This window comes from Sphingomonas melonis DAPP-PG 224 (assembly GCF_000379045.1).
Taxonomy (GTDB): Bacteria; Pseudomonadota; Alphaproteobacteria; order Sphingomonadales; family Sphingomonadaceae; genus Sphingomonas; species Sphingomonas aquatilis.
Genome location: NZ_KB900606.1, coordinates 178648 through 193709 on the forward strand (window position 1 = coordinate 178648; position 15062 = coordinate 193709).

Annotated in this window: 20 protein-coding genes; 10 read left to right on the plus strand and 10 right to left on the minus strand. The window is 65.8% G+C overall.

Going from position 1 to position 15062, the window contains the following annotated elements:
- Nucleotides 1-50: 50 nt before the first annotated feature.
- The 5 genes from SPHME3_RS0119395 to SPHME3_RS0119415 all read right to left on the minus strand — a co-directional run bounded on the left by SPHME3_RS0119395 (nucleotide 51) and on the right by SPHME3_RS0119415 (nucleotide 3531).
- Nucleotides 51-812, minus strand: a complete 762-nt coding sequence (locus tag SPHME3_RS0119395; protein WP_026189149.1) for an ImuA family protein — start codon at nucleotides 810-812, stop codon at nucleotides 51-53.
- Between the two features lie 158 nt (nucleotides 813-970).
- Nucleotides 971-1885, minus strand: a complete 915-nt coding sequence (locus tag SPHME3_RS0119400) for a DUF7146 domain-containing protein (RefSeq protein ID WP_156021428.1) — start codon at nucleotides 1883-1885, stop codon at nucleotides 971-973.
- A 138-nt stretch (nucleotides 1886-2023) separates the two neighbouring features.
- Nucleotides 2024-2485 carry a hypothetical protein gene (locus SPHME3_RS0119405; RefSeq protein ID WP_231376784.1) on the minus strand — a complete coding sequence of 154 codons (462 nt, stop codon included), beginning with the start codon at nucleotides 2483-2485 and terminating at the stop codon, nucleotides 2024-2026.
- Between the two features lie 201 nt (nucleotides 2486-2686).
- Entirely contained in the window at nucleotides 2687-3010 is a 324-nt protein-coding gene (locus tag SPHME3_RS0119410; RefSeq protein WP_018251298.1) for a single-stranded DNA-binding protein, read from the minus strand.
- Nucleotides 3011-3057: 47 nt separating this feature from the next.
- Nucleotides 3058-3531 (minus strand): hypothetical protein, encoded by a 474-nt coding sequence (locus tag SPHME3_RS0119415; RefSeq protein ID WP_020493513.1) that lies wholly within the window; start codon nucleotides 3529-3531, stop codon nucleotides 3058-3060.
- A gap of 548 nt (nucleotides 3532-4079) precedes the next feature.
- Here SPHME3_RS0119415 and SPHME3_RS0119420 point away from each other — a divergent pair.
- From SPHME3_RS0119420 to SPHME3_RS0119455, 7 genes are all read left to right on the plus strand, one after another.
- A complete protein-coding gene (locus tag SPHME3_RS0119420) occupies nucleotides 4080-4790 on the plus strand; it encodes a lysozyme family protein (protein WP_231376785.1) in 711 nt (236 codons plus the stop codon).
- Nucleotides 4787-5140, plus strand: coding sequence for a hypothetical protein (locus SPHME3_RS0119425; protein ID WP_018251300.1), 354 nt, complete (start codon nucleotides 4787-4789; stop codon nucleotides 5138-5140). The genes SPHME3_RS0119420 and SPHME3_RS0119425 overlap by 4 nt, the downstream gene beginning before the upstream one ends.
- Complete coding sequence (locus SPHME3_RS0119430) at nucleotides 5137-5742, plus strand: lytic transglycosylase domain-containing protein (RefSeq protein ID WP_018251301.1); 606 nt, start codon at nucleotides 5137-5139, stop codon at nucleotides 5740-5742. Before SPHME3_RS0119425 ends, SPHME3_RS0119430 begins: the two co-directional genes overlap by 4 nt.
- Nucleotides 5739-7031, plus strand: a complete 1293-nt coding sequence (locus SPHME3_RS0119435; RefSeq protein WP_018251302.1) for an LPD7 domain-containing protein — start codon at nucleotides 5739-5741, stop codon at nucleotides 7029-7031. The genes SPHME3_RS0119430 and SPHME3_RS0119435 overlap by 4 nt, the downstream gene beginning before the upstream one ends.
- An 18-nt stretch (nucleotides 7032-7049) precedes the next feature.
- Nucleotides 7050-7370, plus strand: a complete 321-nt coding sequence (locus SPHME3_RS0119440; protein WP_018251303.1) for a TrbC/VirB2 family protein — start codon at nucleotides 7050-7052, stop codon at nucleotides 7368-7370.
- Nucleotides 7363-7683 (plus strand): type IV secretion system protein VirB3, encoded by a 321-nt coding sequence (locus SPHME3_RS0119445; RefSeq protein WP_018251304.1) that lies wholly within the window; start codon nucleotides 7363-7365, stop codon nucleotides 7681-7683. The genes SPHME3_RS0119440 and SPHME3_RS0119445 overlap by 8 nt, the downstream gene beginning before the upstream one ends.
- Before the next feature lie 60 nt (nucleotides 7684-7743).
- Nucleotides 7744-8915, plus strand: a protein-coding gene (locus SPHME3_RS0119455; protein WP_156002604.1) for an IS3 family transposase whose coding sequence is annotated in 2 segments (ribosomal slippage) — nucleotides 7744-8008 and nucleotides 8008-8915 — 1173 coding nt in all. Because the reading frame shifts where the segments join, the coding sequence is not laid out codon by codon here.
- Nucleotides 8916-8946: 31 nt separating this feature from the next.
- Here SPHME3_RS0119455 and SPHME3_RS0119460 read toward each other — a convergent pair.
- Both SPHME3_RS0119460 and SPHME3_RS0119465 read right to left on the minus strand, forming a co-directional pair.
- Nucleotides 8947-9225 (minus strand): hypothetical protein, encoded by a 279-nt coding sequence (locus SPHME3_RS0119460; protein ID WP_156021430.1) that lies wholly within the window; start codon nucleotides 9223-9225, stop codon nucleotides 8947-8949.
- Between the two features lie 32 nt (nucleotides 9226-9257).
- Nucleotides 9258-9836, minus strand: a complete 579-nt coding sequence (locus tag SPHME3_RS0119465) for a hypothetical protein (protein WP_026189152.1) — start codon at nucleotides 9834-9836, stop codon at nucleotides 9258-9260.
- Nucleotides 9837-10134: 298 nt separating this feature from the next.
- Here SPHME3_RS0119465 and SPHME3_RS20885 point away from each other — a divergent pair, with 298 nt between their 5' ends.
- Nucleotides 10135-10401 carry a hypothetical protein gene (locus SPHME3_RS20885; protein ID WP_081614890.1) on the plus strand — a complete coding sequence of 89 codons (267 nt, stop codon included), beginning with the start codon at nucleotides 10135-10137 and terminating at the stop codon, nucleotides 10399-10401.
- Nucleotides 10402-10637: 236 nt separating this feature from the next.
- Here SPHME3_RS20885 and SPHME3_RS0119475 read toward each other — a convergent pair whose 3' ends face one another.
- The 3 genes from SPHME3_RS0119475 to SPHME3_RS0119485 all read right to left on the minus strand — a co-directional run bounded on the left by SPHME3_RS0119475 (nucleotide 10638) and on the right by SPHME3_RS0119485 (nucleotide 13687).
- Entirely contained in the window at nucleotides 10638-10973 is a 336-nt protein-coding gene (locus tag SPHME3_RS0119475) for a hypothetical protein (protein WP_018251308.1), read from the minus strand.
- Complete coding sequence (locus SPHME3_RS0119480) at nucleotides 10970-11650, minus strand: ParA family protein (RefSeq protein WP_018251309.1); 681 nt, start codon at nucleotides 11648-11650, stop codon at nucleotides 10970-10972. Before SPHME3_RS0119480 ends, SPHME3_RS0119475 begins: the two co-directional genes overlap by 4 nt.
- Before the next feature lie 1644 nt (nucleotides 11651-13294).
- The gene (locus SPHME3_RS0119485; protein WP_018251310.1) at nucleotides 13295-13687 is read right to left on the minus strand and encodes a DUF3768 domain-containing protein; all 393 of its coding nucleotides are present in this window, start codon (nucleotides 13685-13687) and stop codon (nucleotides 13295-13297) included.
- A gap of 295 nt (nucleotides 13688-13982) precedes the next feature.
- Here SPHME3_RS0119485 and SPHME3_RS0119490 point away from each other — a divergent pair, with 295 nt between their 5' ends.
- Both SPHME3_RS0119490 and SPHME3_RS0119495 read left to right on the plus strand, forming a co-directional pair.
- Nucleotides 13983-14267, plus strand: a complete 285-nt coding sequence (locus tag SPHME3_RS0119490; protein WP_231376786.1) for a hypothetical protein — start codon at nucleotides 13983-13985, stop codon at nucleotides 14265-14267.
- Between the two features lie 18 nt (nucleotides 14268-14285).
- Nucleotides 14286-14963 (plus strand): SOS response-associated peptidase, encoded by a 678-nt coding sequence (locus SPHME3_RS0119495; protein ID WP_269146963.1) that lies wholly within the window; start codon nucleotides 14286-14288, stop codon nucleotides 14961-14963.
- Nucleotides 14964-15062: the final 99 nt, after the last annotated feature.

Consider the following 15062-nt stretch of genomic DNA (forward strand, 5'->3'; position numbering starts at 1 on the left):
CCGAGCAGGCACCAGGATCGTCGTCGACCGGAAGTTGAAGGATTGGCCTCTCAGGCGGCCGCGAAGCGGGCCGTTCCAGCCGTCTCAGCCGTTCCACGGCCAAGTGCGGCAGGAACAGCGAGACGACCCGTCTCATCGCTGCCCTCCACGATCAAGGAGAAGGGTTCACCGCCGCGCTGCCGCGCCATCTCGACCGACCACCGTGCCCGCCCCACCCCGGCCACATCGAGGCGCCCCGAAGGCGCGCTGGCGATCCGCCACCGGGTCCAAGCGGCGGACGGCTCGCCGAGCGGGTCCCGATCCCGGCGACGATGGCGCCGAAGCAGCAGAACGGGCAAGTCCGCATCGGCTGCGACGAGTTGGAAGCGCCGGGACGCGACCATCGAGATCCTGTCGGCTTCGGCGACCACGGCCGATGGCGTGCCGTCGCGTACCGCATCCTCGACGACGGCCAGCAGCGCGTTGTCGTCCCGCGGTTGCGCATGGATCACATCGGCGGAGTGCAGCCCGCCCTGTGCCAGCCCCGGCGCATAGAGATCACTCCGACAACTCACCCATAGCACCGGCCCTCCGGCGTGGCGTGCTTCACGGGCGGCGATGCCCGCAAGAAAGAGCGTGGCGGCAGCATCGTCGCAGAGCGAGCAGGTTTGCGCCGCAACCTCATGAAGGGCCCCTGCCCGCAGACCGCCACCGGCAAGACGACTATCCAGGGCACTGAGTTCGAAAGGTATGATTCGGTAATTCGGCAACGGCGTTGCGAGCGCGCGGAGACGCGCGAGGCTTTCAGGCAGGGATTGAACAGCGGCAGACATAAGGGATTAGACTCGATTCGTTCCCTTAATGTTCCATTGCCTTCGGCTTTCGGTCAAGGTTGAAGATTCTTACGTGCACCGTTGCGTCCGCACGGAGCGCACGGTTACAAGTGTTGCTGCTCCTTCGTCCAGGTCCGAGCCTCTAGAGCGTCCCGACGTTAGCCGGCCAGGCCATCGATCTGGCGCGCTCGCCAGGCATCGTTCCAGTCGTCATGCTGCTCGGGTACGCGGCTGACGAGTTCGCGGCCGTTCCCGGTGAGATGCTCCCGCGCTTTCTTGAGGAGTCGCTCGGCCGCTGCGCCGCGGTCGCCATAGACGATGATCCGCCTCACCTTCTCGGGAATGGCGACAAACGCCAGGCGCTCGACGCCGCCGAGCGCCCAGGTAGGCGTGCCGAACCACTGAGACGCCGACAGGGCGTCCTCGATCCCTTCGGCGAGACCCAGCTCGTCGGTCGCGGGTGCAAGGCGGATCGCGGCCGTGCCGAGCAAACCCAGGGAGACCTTCGGTTTGGGGATCGGCTTGTGCAGCACATCGTCGGGGTCGAGGAAGGTGCGTTGGACGGCGACGAGTCCGAGGTCGTTCTCGACCGCGGCGATCATGGCGGGCATCGTCGTCCTGGCAGCGCCGGAACCGAGGATCGTCGCCGGGTTGAACCGCAGCGCCTTTGGCCAGGGCGGAGCAAGCCCGCGGGCGAATAGATATTCTTCGGCAAGCGTGCCGGCGATGGGGACGCTGGCCTTCCAGAGACGCAGAGCCAGCGCGCTCATGTCGCGCTTGGGTCTGTCCGCCGGGATCGCCACGGCACTGCGATCATGCAGTCGCTTGCGCTGCAGCGCCTTCAGCACGTCCGCAGTCGAGCAACCGGCGAAGCAGTGGAACAGGATGACGGTGTCGCCGAGGCGGACCGAAAGACTGGGGGTCGCATCGTCATGGGCCGGGCAACGGCATTCACCACGAGTGCCGTGCCAGACACCACCGAGCGCCTCGACGATGGTCCTGGCGCGAACCTCGGCATCCAGCGGCGGCCGCGTCATCGCGATCGTCCCGTGCATCTGAAAGGCTTCGACCATGCTGAGCTCCGAAAAACGCATGGCCGGCCCACCGGCATCCTTCCCTCTGGCGAGCCGCCGGGGAGAGAAGACGACAAGCGCATCATACTCGAAAGCACGAAGCGGAGCGCCTCTGCCGGCTCCGCGCCTCGCCGACGGCTAGTTGTAGCGCCCGGTGAAGAGGTCGCCCAACGCACGGCGGCGAAAGGCATTCCACCACCGGCGTCGGCGATGCTCGGGACCGTCGTGGATCATGTGGCAACGGGGGCATAAAGCCGCGAGGTTGCGCCAGCGCGGACCACTGAACGTCGGGTCGTGGTTGAGGTGCGCGGTTGCCAGATAGACGGGCTTGCGAGTCATCCGAATAGCATCGAGGGGCACAAACGCTGGCTGCCGGCGGAGCGGTCGGCCGCGGCCATCGCGCCAGGCGGCGATCTCGACATCCCACCAGGTGCCATCGGTGCCCGCAAGCTGCGCGACATGGCGGCCATGCGGACGTCGGCAGCGTTCGCAACGTCCGCCGGCACGCTTGAAGCGGACGATCCTGCTGATCTCCGGCCAGTCGATCGGGTACAGCCAGCGATGTTCGGGACGGATCGGCATGGCGAGATTCTGAGTCATTCATCGTCAGAACGAAAGGAGAAAATAGCTCCTTCAGCCGTGTACCGCGCGCGCTCGGGAGAACCCGGGAGCGGGCATAGGCTCGGATGGCTCGAGAGCCGCGCCAGCGAGGATCATCGCCCGGACGGGGTAGGATCACTAGCGGGCTCGATCGGAGCACAGCGCCAAGGATGTCACGCGAGAGACCAATGCCGCACCGCATCAGCTGGCGTCGCTTTCCGCCTTGCTCAGGACCGAGAAGGTGTCGGCGATCAGCTCGGTGCGATACGACACGTCGTTCGCGTCACCATGGCTGCTTTCGCGAACGCGGCCGGTGACGTGTACCAGATCGCCCTTGCTCGCGGACTCGACGTGCTGAGCGACATTGGAGAAGCAGACCACGCTGTTCCAATGCGTGTCCGTCTTCCAATCATCGCCGTCGCGCCGATTGTAATTGGCCGCCACGCTGACATAGGTCACCCGCTCGCGGGCGGTTATCTTGCCGATCCGCCCGATGATGCGAAACTCGGCGATGTTCTGGGGCATGGCTTTCTCCTTCGTGAGTGATCGACTGCGGCGTGGGAAGACGGGCGCTAGTCGCCATCGCCTTCGCGGCGCCGGAAATGGTATCTCGCGATGTTCTCGGGCGTCGCGTAGCGGGCGTAGGCCTCCGTCCAGTCGGAGCTGATCGCACGCTGTGCGACGCGCAGCGGGACGCGGCGCTCGCAGACCAGGCGCCAGAGGACATAGGCCAAGACATTCTTGTCGCCGGCGTTTGCCTGGCCGAACCGTGGCTGAAGCCAGAGATCGCGCGCGTCGAAGGGTGCGCCGCCGATCGAGATCGGGATCAGATGATCGAGCTCGTAGTCGGCCAAGCGCTCGCCTGGACGCTGTTCGGCCATCAACCGGCGCTTGAACGGGGCTGTGACGGCGTAGGCGGGGCGGACGGCGCGAGCGTAGCCCGGTCGGCAGATCGTTTGGTCGATGTTCGCTTGGGTGACAGACGGGTCGAGGGCCCCCGGCGTTTCCGGTGGCGGGAGGATGTCGGCGCGGTCCATGCGCAGCATGGGATTCCGAAGCGCGGTGGTGAGGCCCACGACGGCCGCGCAGAAGCCTGACGGGCTTGCGACGTTGCAGGTAAGGCCTCCTTCCCCTGCGGCGTGTGGATCGGGGGGCGGGCGCCGAGACAGTGCGATCGTCGCAACGATCGCAAAGCCGCCCAAGAGCGCTCGAAGCCTCATCAGCTCTGCGAGGATTGGTTAGCACCGAACTCGGAGCAAACGAAAGGGCAGCGTGGATTCATTCTGGACAATCCTTGGCTGCTTTCCTACAATAGGCCTTGGCGTAAGCCTATCATCTTACCTTCTTGCACGCAGTTCAAACTGATATTCACTCCAAACCACGGCTCTAACCACTCCATATCTAATGTTGTTAGACATCGTATTGCCTCTTAGCTTCTTGTGATAGGAGCGGTTTACTAAGCATTTGCCGCTCCGATCGTTGTAAGAGGCGGAGCGTTATCGTGCTTCCGGCAGGCTTATTGGCGAAAGCGATCCAGCTCTGCGCGTCAGGGATGGGAACGGCCGCATCGCCGGCACCGCCCTCCTACGCGATCATGATCCATACCGGCGCGGTTCTCAGGCAGTCCCCGGATAATGAGGTCGACGCAATCGCGACGGTCCGCGATCTCGTCGCGCTCGGCGCCGACTTCGAGGCAGGCCCGTTGGGGATCAACGGCCGCGATTTCGCCACCTATGGGGTCACACCCGCCTCGGTGTTCGACGCTTGCGCGCTCGCGCGTATCGACGACGGCAGCATCGCGCCACCCGCCGTCGGCTCTCCGGCGACGGTGTCGAGCGTCACGGCGCTGGTCCGAAGAGCCTTCGGCGCGAGGATCACCGACACGATCCGACCGATGAACGTGAGCTACGGGGCTCGCTACAGCTGGCACAAATTTGGACAGGCGATCGACTTCGTGCCGGCGGCCGGGGTCGGCTCGATCACGCGCGAGCAGATCCGGGCCCTGATGGGCGAGAGCGGTGTGCATCTGATCGAGCTGCTCGGTCCCGGCGACCGTGGCCATGCCAACCATTGGCACATCGCCTTTGCCCGACCCGGACAGATTACCGACCAGCTCCGCCCGATTGAAGCCGACGAAGACTGGATGGTCGACCTCGCCGCCAACGACGACCGCCGTCTGCCTCACGCCGGGTTCGGCGCCTCTGGCGGGCCGGCGTCGGACCTGCGGGTGCCTGAGAGGGCGCCTGCACAATGGGATGTCTTCGCCGCGGCCGAGTGGCGCGCGAGCCATGGAGGCGGATCATGATCGGAAAAGTGCTGAACAGGATCGGTGGCGCGGTCGGAGGGCTGGCGTTCCCGATTGCCGGTCTGGTCGCGCTCGCAGCGCCCCAGCCGGCCTACGCCTCGGACTGGGGCTGCCAAGTGGTCCTTTGCCTCGCGACGCCCGGTTCTCCGACGACCTATGCGGCGTGCGTGCCCCCCATCACCAAGCTGTGGCAGGAGCTTGCGCTCGGCCGTGGGTTCCCGACCTGCATCGGGGTCGGGATCCGCTCGAAGTCGGTGAAGCACGGCTACGACCTGACGCTGACGCAGCCGGATGGCACCTCGTCCAGCTACAGGCTCGATACGCGCACCCAGACGGTGACGCAGCAATGATCTATGACGTTTCCGCTCTTACCACGCTGGCGCAAGCGTGTGCGCCGGAGATCGCGACGGAGGCAGTGGTGCCGCTCGTCATGACGGAGAGCGGCGGGGACGCGCTTCGGATCAACATTAACCGAGGGCCGCGCGTCCGTGCCGGCTCGGTCGCCGAGGGTGCGACGATCGTCCGCCGCTACATGGCAGCCGGGTACACGGTCGATGTCGGCCTCGGCCAGATCAACTCGGCGAACTTCTCGCGGCTTGGCGTCACGGTCGAACAGGTTTTCGAGCCGTGCACCAATTTGCGGCTGGCCTCGTCGATCCTTCAGCAAAGCTACGGGTTGGCCAGCCGGTTCTACACGGGTCTGGACGCGATCTCGGCGACCTACTCGCTGTACAACACGGGAACGCTGACCCGAGGGTTACGCAACGGCTATGTCGGCCGGGTGTGGTCCGCCGCGACGGCGATGGGGTCGATCCAGGCTGCGCCGACCCTACCAATGGCGCAACGTCCTGCCGCCCTCCCCTACCCGGGTCCGGCCCGCGATCCGGCGGGTACCCAAGATGACTGGGTGGTGGGACAGGTCGCCTCGCGCGCGATCGAGGTGTTCAAGTGAGCGCCCAGAACAGCATCGCACGCGGAGCGCGGGAGCCTACCGTTCAGGCCGAACCGATCGGCCTCGACATCCCGCCCGAGCTTCAGTCGCGCTACGAGGTTCGACTGGTCGAAGTCGCCGGCACCGAGCCGCGGATCGGCCTGTTCCGCTTGAGCGACCGCGAGACCCCAGCGATCGAGATCACCGCCGATCGTATCGTGGCACGTCGCGAGGATGCGGAAACGATCGACAGTCTGGTCCGGATCGCGCAGCACAATGGTTGGGACCGGATCGACGTCGACGGCACCCCGGAGTTCCGCAAGGCCGTCTGGGCCGCGGCGGCACGCGAAGGTCTGGCGGTCAGCGGATACGAGCCTTCTTTCGCCGAGCAGGAACGGCTGACCAGCGCGCGCCGCGACGATACACCTCATCGAGCGCGCAGGCCGGTCGAACAGCCGCTGCCCGTCGCGCAGGTCGATGCCGAGGAAACGATATCGGCTCGATCGGCAGACAAGACAGCCTCCGAGCGGGAGCAGCCGGATCTAGCCGGCTCCTCCCTATCGGACGTCGACAGCCGCCTGCTGCTGAAGGTCAGTGCGCTCACGGAAGATCGCAGGGCTCTCCAGGAGAACCTGCGGAGTCCTCTGGCTCCCCTCGAGCGCGAGGTCCTGTACGAGCGGATCGACGAAAACCGCGGCGCGCTGGATGGCGCTCTTGAACGCGCGCTGGAAAGTCCGACCGTCCGCAACGCCTTCGAGCGGGCCGGCTATACGCCCGATGCCTTACGCGAGATGGGTCGCGGCGGCGAGTGGGACAGCGACGTCGCGGACGCGATCTACCTCGTTCGGTCGGGTCTCCGCCGCGATGCGCTCCCGCGAGACGCGGGCTCGCGCATGATTCTGGCTGACCGTGCCGACACAGAGCGAGCCGATGGTGCAGCCGCAGAACCGAACCTCGCGGATCGGACGTCCGCCGGCCAAACCCCGGCTGCGCGTGCCGAGGAGGCGATGCAGCAGCCGGCCGCCGGGCGGCCTGTAGGAGACGAGTTGGCGGACCTGTTCCTCCATGGAGCAGCCGAGCGGGTCGCGGCCGACCCTCGTCTGGCTGGCGCGCTGCAGGCGCAGTCGGCGATGGAGCAGCATATCGGCGAGGTTTTCGACGGCGACGCGACGCGCATGGCGTCGGCGACCCTCGAGAGCCGGCAGATGATCTCGGACGTGCTCCGGCGTGGCCTCGATGTCTCGGTGCGGGAGCCGACGCCTGTTCGGCAAATCGAGCCGATCCACGCCCTCCCCGACCTGGAGCGATAGACTCAATTGGAGGTTCGTATGAAGTTCACACCGAAGATGGGCCGGATGATGTCGGATCGACGCGCCCGCCAGATTGTCGGGATCGTCGGCGTGCTGGCCTTCATGTCTTTAACGCAGCCAGCGCTCGCCCAGGGTACTGCGATCGAATCCGGCCTCACAACGATCAAAGATTGGATGACCACCGTCGCGTCGGTGGTGGGCATCATCGCCGTTATGGCCGTGGGCTACGCCAAGCTCACCGGCCGCATGGACTGGGGGCGCGCCGTCACGGTGCTGATCGGGATCGGCATCATCTTCTCGGCTACAACGATCGTCGGCTGGATGAGCTCAGGTGGCTGAGGTCGAGAAGCTCGCGGAGGACAAGGTCTTCCTGGCCATGACAAGGCCGTCGGTGTTCATGGGGCTGCCGCTCGAGGCGATCCTCCCGATCATCATGGTCTGCATGGTCTTCTGGGGGATCATGCACAATCCGTTCTTCCCGCTCGCGCTGTTCGGTGCACTCTATTTCCCGGCGCGCATGGTCGTCCATTACGACTTCAATGCCTTCCGGCTGTGGGGCCTGTGGTTCCAGACCGTGTTCCTGTCGAAGAACCGGAAGTTCTGGGGCGGGGGAAGCTACTCACCCGTCCGCCTCGGCAAACCGGTCAAGTGAGCTGCCCCCTTCTGAGTGGTCCATCGACTATGACAGTCTGGATCAAGGAAGGGACGACGAATGCCTGCCAAGAAGCACAAGCCCGAGGAGATCATCGGGAAGCTGCGTGAAGTGGAGATCGTGCTGGGCCAGGGTGGCACGACCGCCGAGGCATGTCGGCGGATCGCGGTCAGCGAGCAGACCTACTACCGCTGGCGCAAGGAATACGGTGGGCTGAAGACGGATCAGGCTCGCCGGATGAAGGATCTGGAGAAGGAGAACCTGCGGCTGCGCCGCGCGATCTCCGACCTGACACTGGACAAGCTGATCCTGCAGGAGGCTGCACGGGGAAACTTCTGAGCCCCGCGCGACGCCGGCGCTGCATCGACCAGGTGAAAGAGGTGCTGGACGTATCCGAGCGGCGCGTGTGCCGCGTGCTTGGGCAGCACCGGTCGACACAGCGCAAGGTGCCGTGCGGGGCAGATGACGAGCAGGCACTGACCGACGACATCGTCGCGCTGGCCAAGCAGTACGGGCGCTACGGCTACCGCCGGGTGACAGCGCTGCTGCATGCGGCGGGATGGTTTGTGAACCACAAACGGGTGGAGCGGATCTGGCGACGCGAGGGGCTGAAGGTGCCCCAGCGGCAGCCGAAACGTGGTCGCCTGTGGTTGAACGATGGCTCGTGTATTCGGCTACGACCGGAGTATCCGGGGCATGTCTGGGCGTACGACTTCGTCGAAGCGCGCACGCACGACGGGCGCAAGTTCCGCATCCTCACCATCATCGACGAGGCCAGCAGGGAGTGCCTGGCGCTGATCGTCGCGCGCCAGCTCCGCCACGAAGACGTGCTGGCGGCGCTTGCCGACCTGTTCATCGCGCGGGGTCCGCCCGCGCACATCAGGTCGGATAACGGCAGCGAGTTCATCGCTACCGCGGTTCAGAAATGGCTTGGGCAGGTTGGCGTGAAGACGCTCTACATCGCGCCAGGCTCGCCGTGGGAGAACGGCTACAACGAGAGCTTCAACGGCTCGCTGCGTGACGAACTGCTCAACGGCGAGATCTTCTATAGCCTCGCCGAGGCAAGAGTGCTGATCGAGGCGTGGCGATGCCACTACAACACCGTCCGGCCGCACAGCAGCTTGGGCTACCGCCCACCCGCACCAGAAGCGGCGACACCGCCATTGCCGGCCTCCGGTTCCGCTTCGCTCCACCTCCGACCGGCAATGGCGGCGGAGACGACAATGCACTAACTAACAACCCGGACCACCCGGTGGGGGCTGCTCACTGGCGCCCGGTGATGCGCACCATGACCTCAGGCACGCGCCGGGCGGTGCGCTCCATCGTCGCGATGGCGCGGCCGCTGGCGGCGGCGTGCGAGCCGGCCCCGAAGGCCCGCTTGGTTTGAGAGCTTGGCCGATAGAATGTCGTCGTCGTGCTCGCTTTCGGGAACATGGATGCCACGGCAAGACCGATCATCGCCCCGCCCAATTTGGCGCCCTTCGTGTCCCCTCCCCCGCCTTGGACGCGGTGCTTCTTGGTTGGCGCGAACACGCCGGCCATCGTGTCCAATGTCCCGGACGATAGCCGGAAACTCACCGACGAACGTCCGCGAACGCCTCGGTCCAATAGCCGACCTCACCGCCGACATAGGAGGCCAGAGACCGGCGCATCGCGAGCAGCACTGTTCGCAGGTCACCGCACGTTTCGATGAACGGCTCGGCGATCCGCGCGATGTCGAGCGTGCTCCCTGGCTGATTGGCGGCGTTCATCGCGTGGACGGCCTGGTTGATGTTGCGGCCGATCGCGAGCACCTGCTTCCGGAGCTTGCCGATCTCACTTTGCGTCGCCGGCGCGAGCCGAAGACAGGCCGCGTGATCCCATAGTTGCCAGCGAAGCGCCCGCTTGATCCACTCGTTGCGCGACAGGCCGATGGGCGCTCCGACCGCGTCGATCGCCTCGATCTCGCTCCGGTTCAGGCGGATCGTCACCCGGACCTGATCGTCGGGGTGGCCCCCTCCCCCGGCCGCCGTGGGCAACCTGTCGTTCTCGGGTGCGAGCGCCGCCCGAGCCAGCACATTGGCCATCCAAGCTGCCTTGGATTGGCCGTGAGCGGCGGCGACCCGCTCGATCTCCGCCGCAAGCTCATGCGACACTCTGGCCGAAACGATCATGTTCAACAGCCCCGTGCAGCGGCGCCATCGAGGCCAATGTAAACATTGGTGCCAGATGGCATATCCTGCCATCCCCAATAATGAACCTCACCCGCCTAGAACAATCAGTGCGATGGAATGATTTCACTCCAAACGCGGAGTGGATGCGTGAGGATCGCCGACGTACATGATCTTCGTCGATGCGCGCGCTGATCGGCAGCCTTGTCGTCAACGCTTACCGAACGTCCGACACTCTACCAATCTTCGGCAAGTCACGACGAATTGATCACATCGTCTCACCAAACCGCGAGGTTGCGTCATGGCACGCCCATCCAAAGTCGACGATCTTGCAGCCATCGAGGCACGTCGCGAGGCTCTGCGCGCGCAACTGGCCGAACTCGATGAAAGGGCAAAAGCGGCCGAGCAAACCGCGCGTGATGCCGGCCGCGCGACGCTTCTCACCGCTCTCGAGCGCGTCAAGATCGCAGCCCTGACCAAGCAGGAAGCGAGGACCATTGCGAATGCGATCGGGCAGCACGGGGGAAAGGCGATCGCCGATCACCTGTCAGAGTTCCGAGCAGTTTGACGCGCCATCCGTGTGACCCGGAGAAGGAAGGGCCCTGCTTCTCAGGAGTGCAAGGGCTCCTCACATGTCCCGAGCGCGGGTGCCGGAAGCGCGCGCCCCTGTTGTCTCACCCGAGGCCCATTTGATGACACGGTTTGGCGTCGGATGACCGGCTCTGTCGGGCTTGGGCGCTGAAGGCCCCTTCCCCACCCCGCTCCTGGCAAGACGATCGGCGCTGAGAACCTCTGGTCGCTCTGTTACTTCTTCTTGGCGCGTGCGGCCTCCGCCTCCTCGGCAAGGTCGAGGAGCAGGCGCATCGCCTCCCCCTTCTTCATGCGATGGCGATAGGCGAAGTCGTCGTACCGGTCCCGGTCCTCGGGCGTGGTTCGGATGTGGAAGTTCGCGGTGTAGACCGCAGCCCTTGCGGGCGCCGGAGCCCGCTTCGGCGTCGCGTCGGTTGGCTCGGATTTGAACCCTAGTCGCTCCCCCCCTTCCCTCGCGGCAGCCCGCTGCTGAGCCGTCGGCACGGGGATCTCGTCCTCGTCGTCCAGGGCGAAGTTTGCGAGGCCTGGGCGTGTGCTGCGATCGGTCATGCCGAAACCTTTTCGTTGAGCAGGTTCAGGACGTCGAGGGTGAAGGCGGCGGCGTTGGAGCGTGCCGTCGTCAGCGAGCCGACATCGCTGTTCTTCAGGGTTGCGAGGGTGCCACCCAGGCTGAACAGCGCGCGGAATGCCCCACGATCGGCGAGCGCGGTGTTGATCACCGGGATGCCCGCGTCCTGCAAACCGGCGATGATCTGCTTCAGGTCGCGTGGCCACAGGCGATCGGAAGCCTGAGTTTTCGCCAGGACGGCGGCGAACTTCAGCGGCTTGTCGCGGTGCTTCGACACCTGCCGCACATTCTTGAAGGCGCGCGCCGCCTCGTTCGAATCCAGCGCAGAACCTTGCATCGGTATCAGCGCAAGATTGGACACGAGAAGGGCATTGGTGACGCGGCCAGACGCCCTGCCCTCGAGATCGACAATCACGAACTTGGCGCGCTTGCGAGCCTCCGTGATCGTGTCGATGATCGTCTCCTCATCGATCTCTTCCACGACCTCGATGTTGTCCGGCTTGCCCGGCAAGGCGGCCCATTTCGCGAGCGGGAAGTTCGGGTCGGCGTCGATAAGTATGACGTTTGCGTCCTGAGCGGCGAGCTCGGTCGCGAGAAGCAGTGCGGTGGTCGTCTTGCCCACGCCCCCTTTCGGGGACAGCAGCGTGATCACGGGCATTCCAAACCTCCGGAGAGCCTGCGGTTATAGCGGAGCAGCAGGTTAGAACGCTCCGCACGGTTCGGCAAGATACAGCGGAGCTGACGGACCCCTCGGAGCAATGTGTTATCGCGGTTACAACGCTCCGTGGGTAATGAGCACCAATGGGGTCGACGGAGTTGGAGAGGCGCTAGCCCTCCCCCCTTGCGACCCACTCACCGTAAAACCAACCAGCATAAGCGGCATACCATGCTGCCGGCGCTCACATGCGTTCGGGCGGTTACAGATCTCCGCGCGCTCGCAGAGACCTGCTCTCAACCCACGGTCGGAAGCTGGCGCGCTACGAGACCGAAAGCCGGCAGGTGCCGCTATCGACTCCGTGGTCGCCTGCCCTCGTCGTTTCAGGACCGCGGCTGGATCACGCGCACCACAGACCCGCGAGAGTCATGGGATCGTAGTGGAACAGCTGGCTGAAGCGCTTGGAGCGGATTGGCGCGACACAGCGGAGATGACGAACACTTGCGAGCGGTGCGTTACGGCGGTTACAGCACTCGGTGCCGAATGGAATCTGGCCGGACGTCGCGGCTGCCGCCGATGCCCTGCCCCGCCCCCACCGGGCAGCGCGCCGCGCCCTCCACCTGATCGCGGCAAGCGACACTTCAAACCACCCGCACTCGCCTCGGCGCTCCGGGAGCTCACATGCGTTCGCGCGGTTACAGGTCTCCGTACGCTCGCAGCGCGCCTGCCATCACCAGCGTGATCGCAAGCTGCCAGCAACCCGTTTGCCGGCCGACACCTATCGCGATCGGCGTTCCCGATGGGCGAGGTCGCGGCGCGATGGTGCTCACCACAGAGACGCTGCGCTTACAGCGCACCGAGCGGTTAGGGCGGACGCTACGGTTACAGGGGAGACGCTGCGAGCTGGTTGGAACGGACTAGGGGACCTCGCGGAGCGGGGAGGGGGCACCTTCGTGGAATCCACGTCCTTCTTTCGACACCTCAACCGACCAAAGATACTCGCCTTCGCGGAGCGGTGGGGGACGGCGACCACATGCGACGCACATAACCGTGCGGAGATAGCGGAGACAAACCACGGTTCGTCCTTGCATGACCCGTAAGCGCCATCGGTGCAGCACCACCTCACCGCCGACGAATAGAAGCGCCTGGCTCCGCACCAAGGAATTACGGCGCGGCATAGGGGCCAGGGGGCGGACACGGTTACAGCAGGTCGGGCGCTCACACCGAACCGGGCAGACGAGGCAGGCGCCTACGGTAGCGCATCGATCGAGTGTCACGATCGTGGCCGACCAGCGCACATCGCGCGCTCCCAGGTTCACGGCACCGCTCCAGCACGTCGCAGCGGTTATACCGGTTACATCGGTTATATCGGTTACAGCGCTTTTTGCGGTTCGGGCGGTTACGACGGTTCGGACGGTTCGGCTCACGGCAGCGCCGGCGAGGCATCCGGTCGCACTCAGCGGCGAGCCGGAGCGACATGCGAACCGATTCGAACCTGTCCGACGTGGCGGGCGAGTGGAGCTCGAGAGGTCGGTCCGGAATACGCGGTGTCTATCGCGCCAGGCGGCGCCTCGCGGTGAGGCGCGGCGCTTGATCGACGCTCGGGATTGAGCCCCGGCGGCTGACCGCCGGGGCGAGGGGAGGGGGCTAGTATTCGTCGGCTCGCAGGATCGTTAGCACCCGCACCGTCGTGTACGGATCGGATGGGTCCTCCGAGCCATAAGCGAGATCACGATCGTAGTAGTCGATCTTCCAGAGGCACCTCGCTCCCTCGAACTCGAACAGGCCAAGGTCGCGGTGGCCGTGGGGATCGTTGTCGACGTTGAAGGCATCATAGTCGCGGATGATGCGGAGCAGCTCGGCGCGCTTGCGAAACCCGCGGAACAGGGCGACGTCGCCGATCAGCTCGGCGATGCCGGCCGTCATCACCACGCGGTTGTTGCCGGGGCTGGTGAGGTGGGCACGTAATCCGTCGTTGAGCCGCGCGATCTCGTCGTGGGCGATCTCCCGGCGCGAGGACGGGGGTGTCTGCTCGGACATGTTGGTCTCCTTGCCTCAGGCCCCGCCGATCGGGGCCGTTCGACAGGCGACAGGACAGCCGGGTGCATAGCCGCGCCTGTGCACCCGCAAGGGTCGCAACGGAGTGGAGAAGCCCGCATGGCGAGGCTTGCACAGGCGCGCGCCGCGGCGAGGACGTTGGAGCCCGAACGCCCCCCGGATCGGTGGCGAGGGGAGACCTGATCGAAGCCTTGCCGCTGGACGCACGCGAAGGTCGTTCGCTATCGTCGGCACGATGGAGACCGAAGCCGATATCATCAGCCTTTGGCCCCGCTGGATGGATAGCGCCGGGACCATGCTGGCGATGAATGCGCTGGTCCGCAGCCGCTGTGGAACGTGCGGTACGTTGCTCAGGGTCGAGCTCGAGGACGTCGTTGCCCGGTTCGGCCCTGGCCATTCGCTGATCGACAGGTTGGAGCGATGCCGCATGGTCGGGTGTGTCGGCTCGACCTTCTATCTCGCCTCTCGGACCTATGGCCGCGCGTGGACGGCGCTGCTCCGCGACCCGGCTCTCGTAACGAGCTTCGAAGCCGCGGCACCGCCGCGGGCGGCGCTGCGATAGGCATGCGGAGGCGCCCCGGTGTGTAATCGGTACCGCATTTCCGCAAAGCAGGCGGCCGTGATGCGGGCCTGCGGGGTCGAGCCGCCTTTCGCGCCCGACGAGGTCTTCCCGCCTGCGCGCGAGATCTTCCCGACCGGCAAGAAGACGGCGCGACACGGGCCCGTGGTGCGCCGGTCGCCCGGCGGCAATCGCCCGCTCGAGATGGTGCTCATGGAGTGGGGTTTCCCGACCAGGATCCCCAGCAAGCGCGATCCCGAGGTGAAACTCGACAAGTACGTGACCAACGCGCGCAACCTGTCATCGAACATGTGGAAGCCGTCGCTGAACACGCCGGACCGGCGCTGCATCGTACCATTCACCCACTTTGCCGAGCCGCATCCGGAGGGCGGGAAGGGCGACGACAATCTGCCCAAGCAGATGTGGTTCTCGCTGCCCGACCAGCCGATCGGCTTCTTTGCCGGACTTTGGCGGCCGACGGAGCGCGGGGAGGCGTTCGCGTTCGGCACGACCGAGCCGAACGAGGTCGTGCGGCCGTGGCACCCCAAAGCGATGCCGGTGATCCTGCGGCCCTGTGACCTGCTGACGTGGCTCGACGGAAGCGCCGACGAGGCGCTGGCCCTTGTCAAACCCTATGCCGGTCCGATGCACCACCAGGTCGAGACGCCGCGAGGCGACCTCATCGAGATCGATGCCTGAGCAAGGCGGGGCGGGGCGGGCTCGATGCCCGCCACGCCTCTCGACGAAGACCGGAAGGGGAGGGGGCCTCTCGGCCCCCGGTTAGGTCAGGCGAAGGGG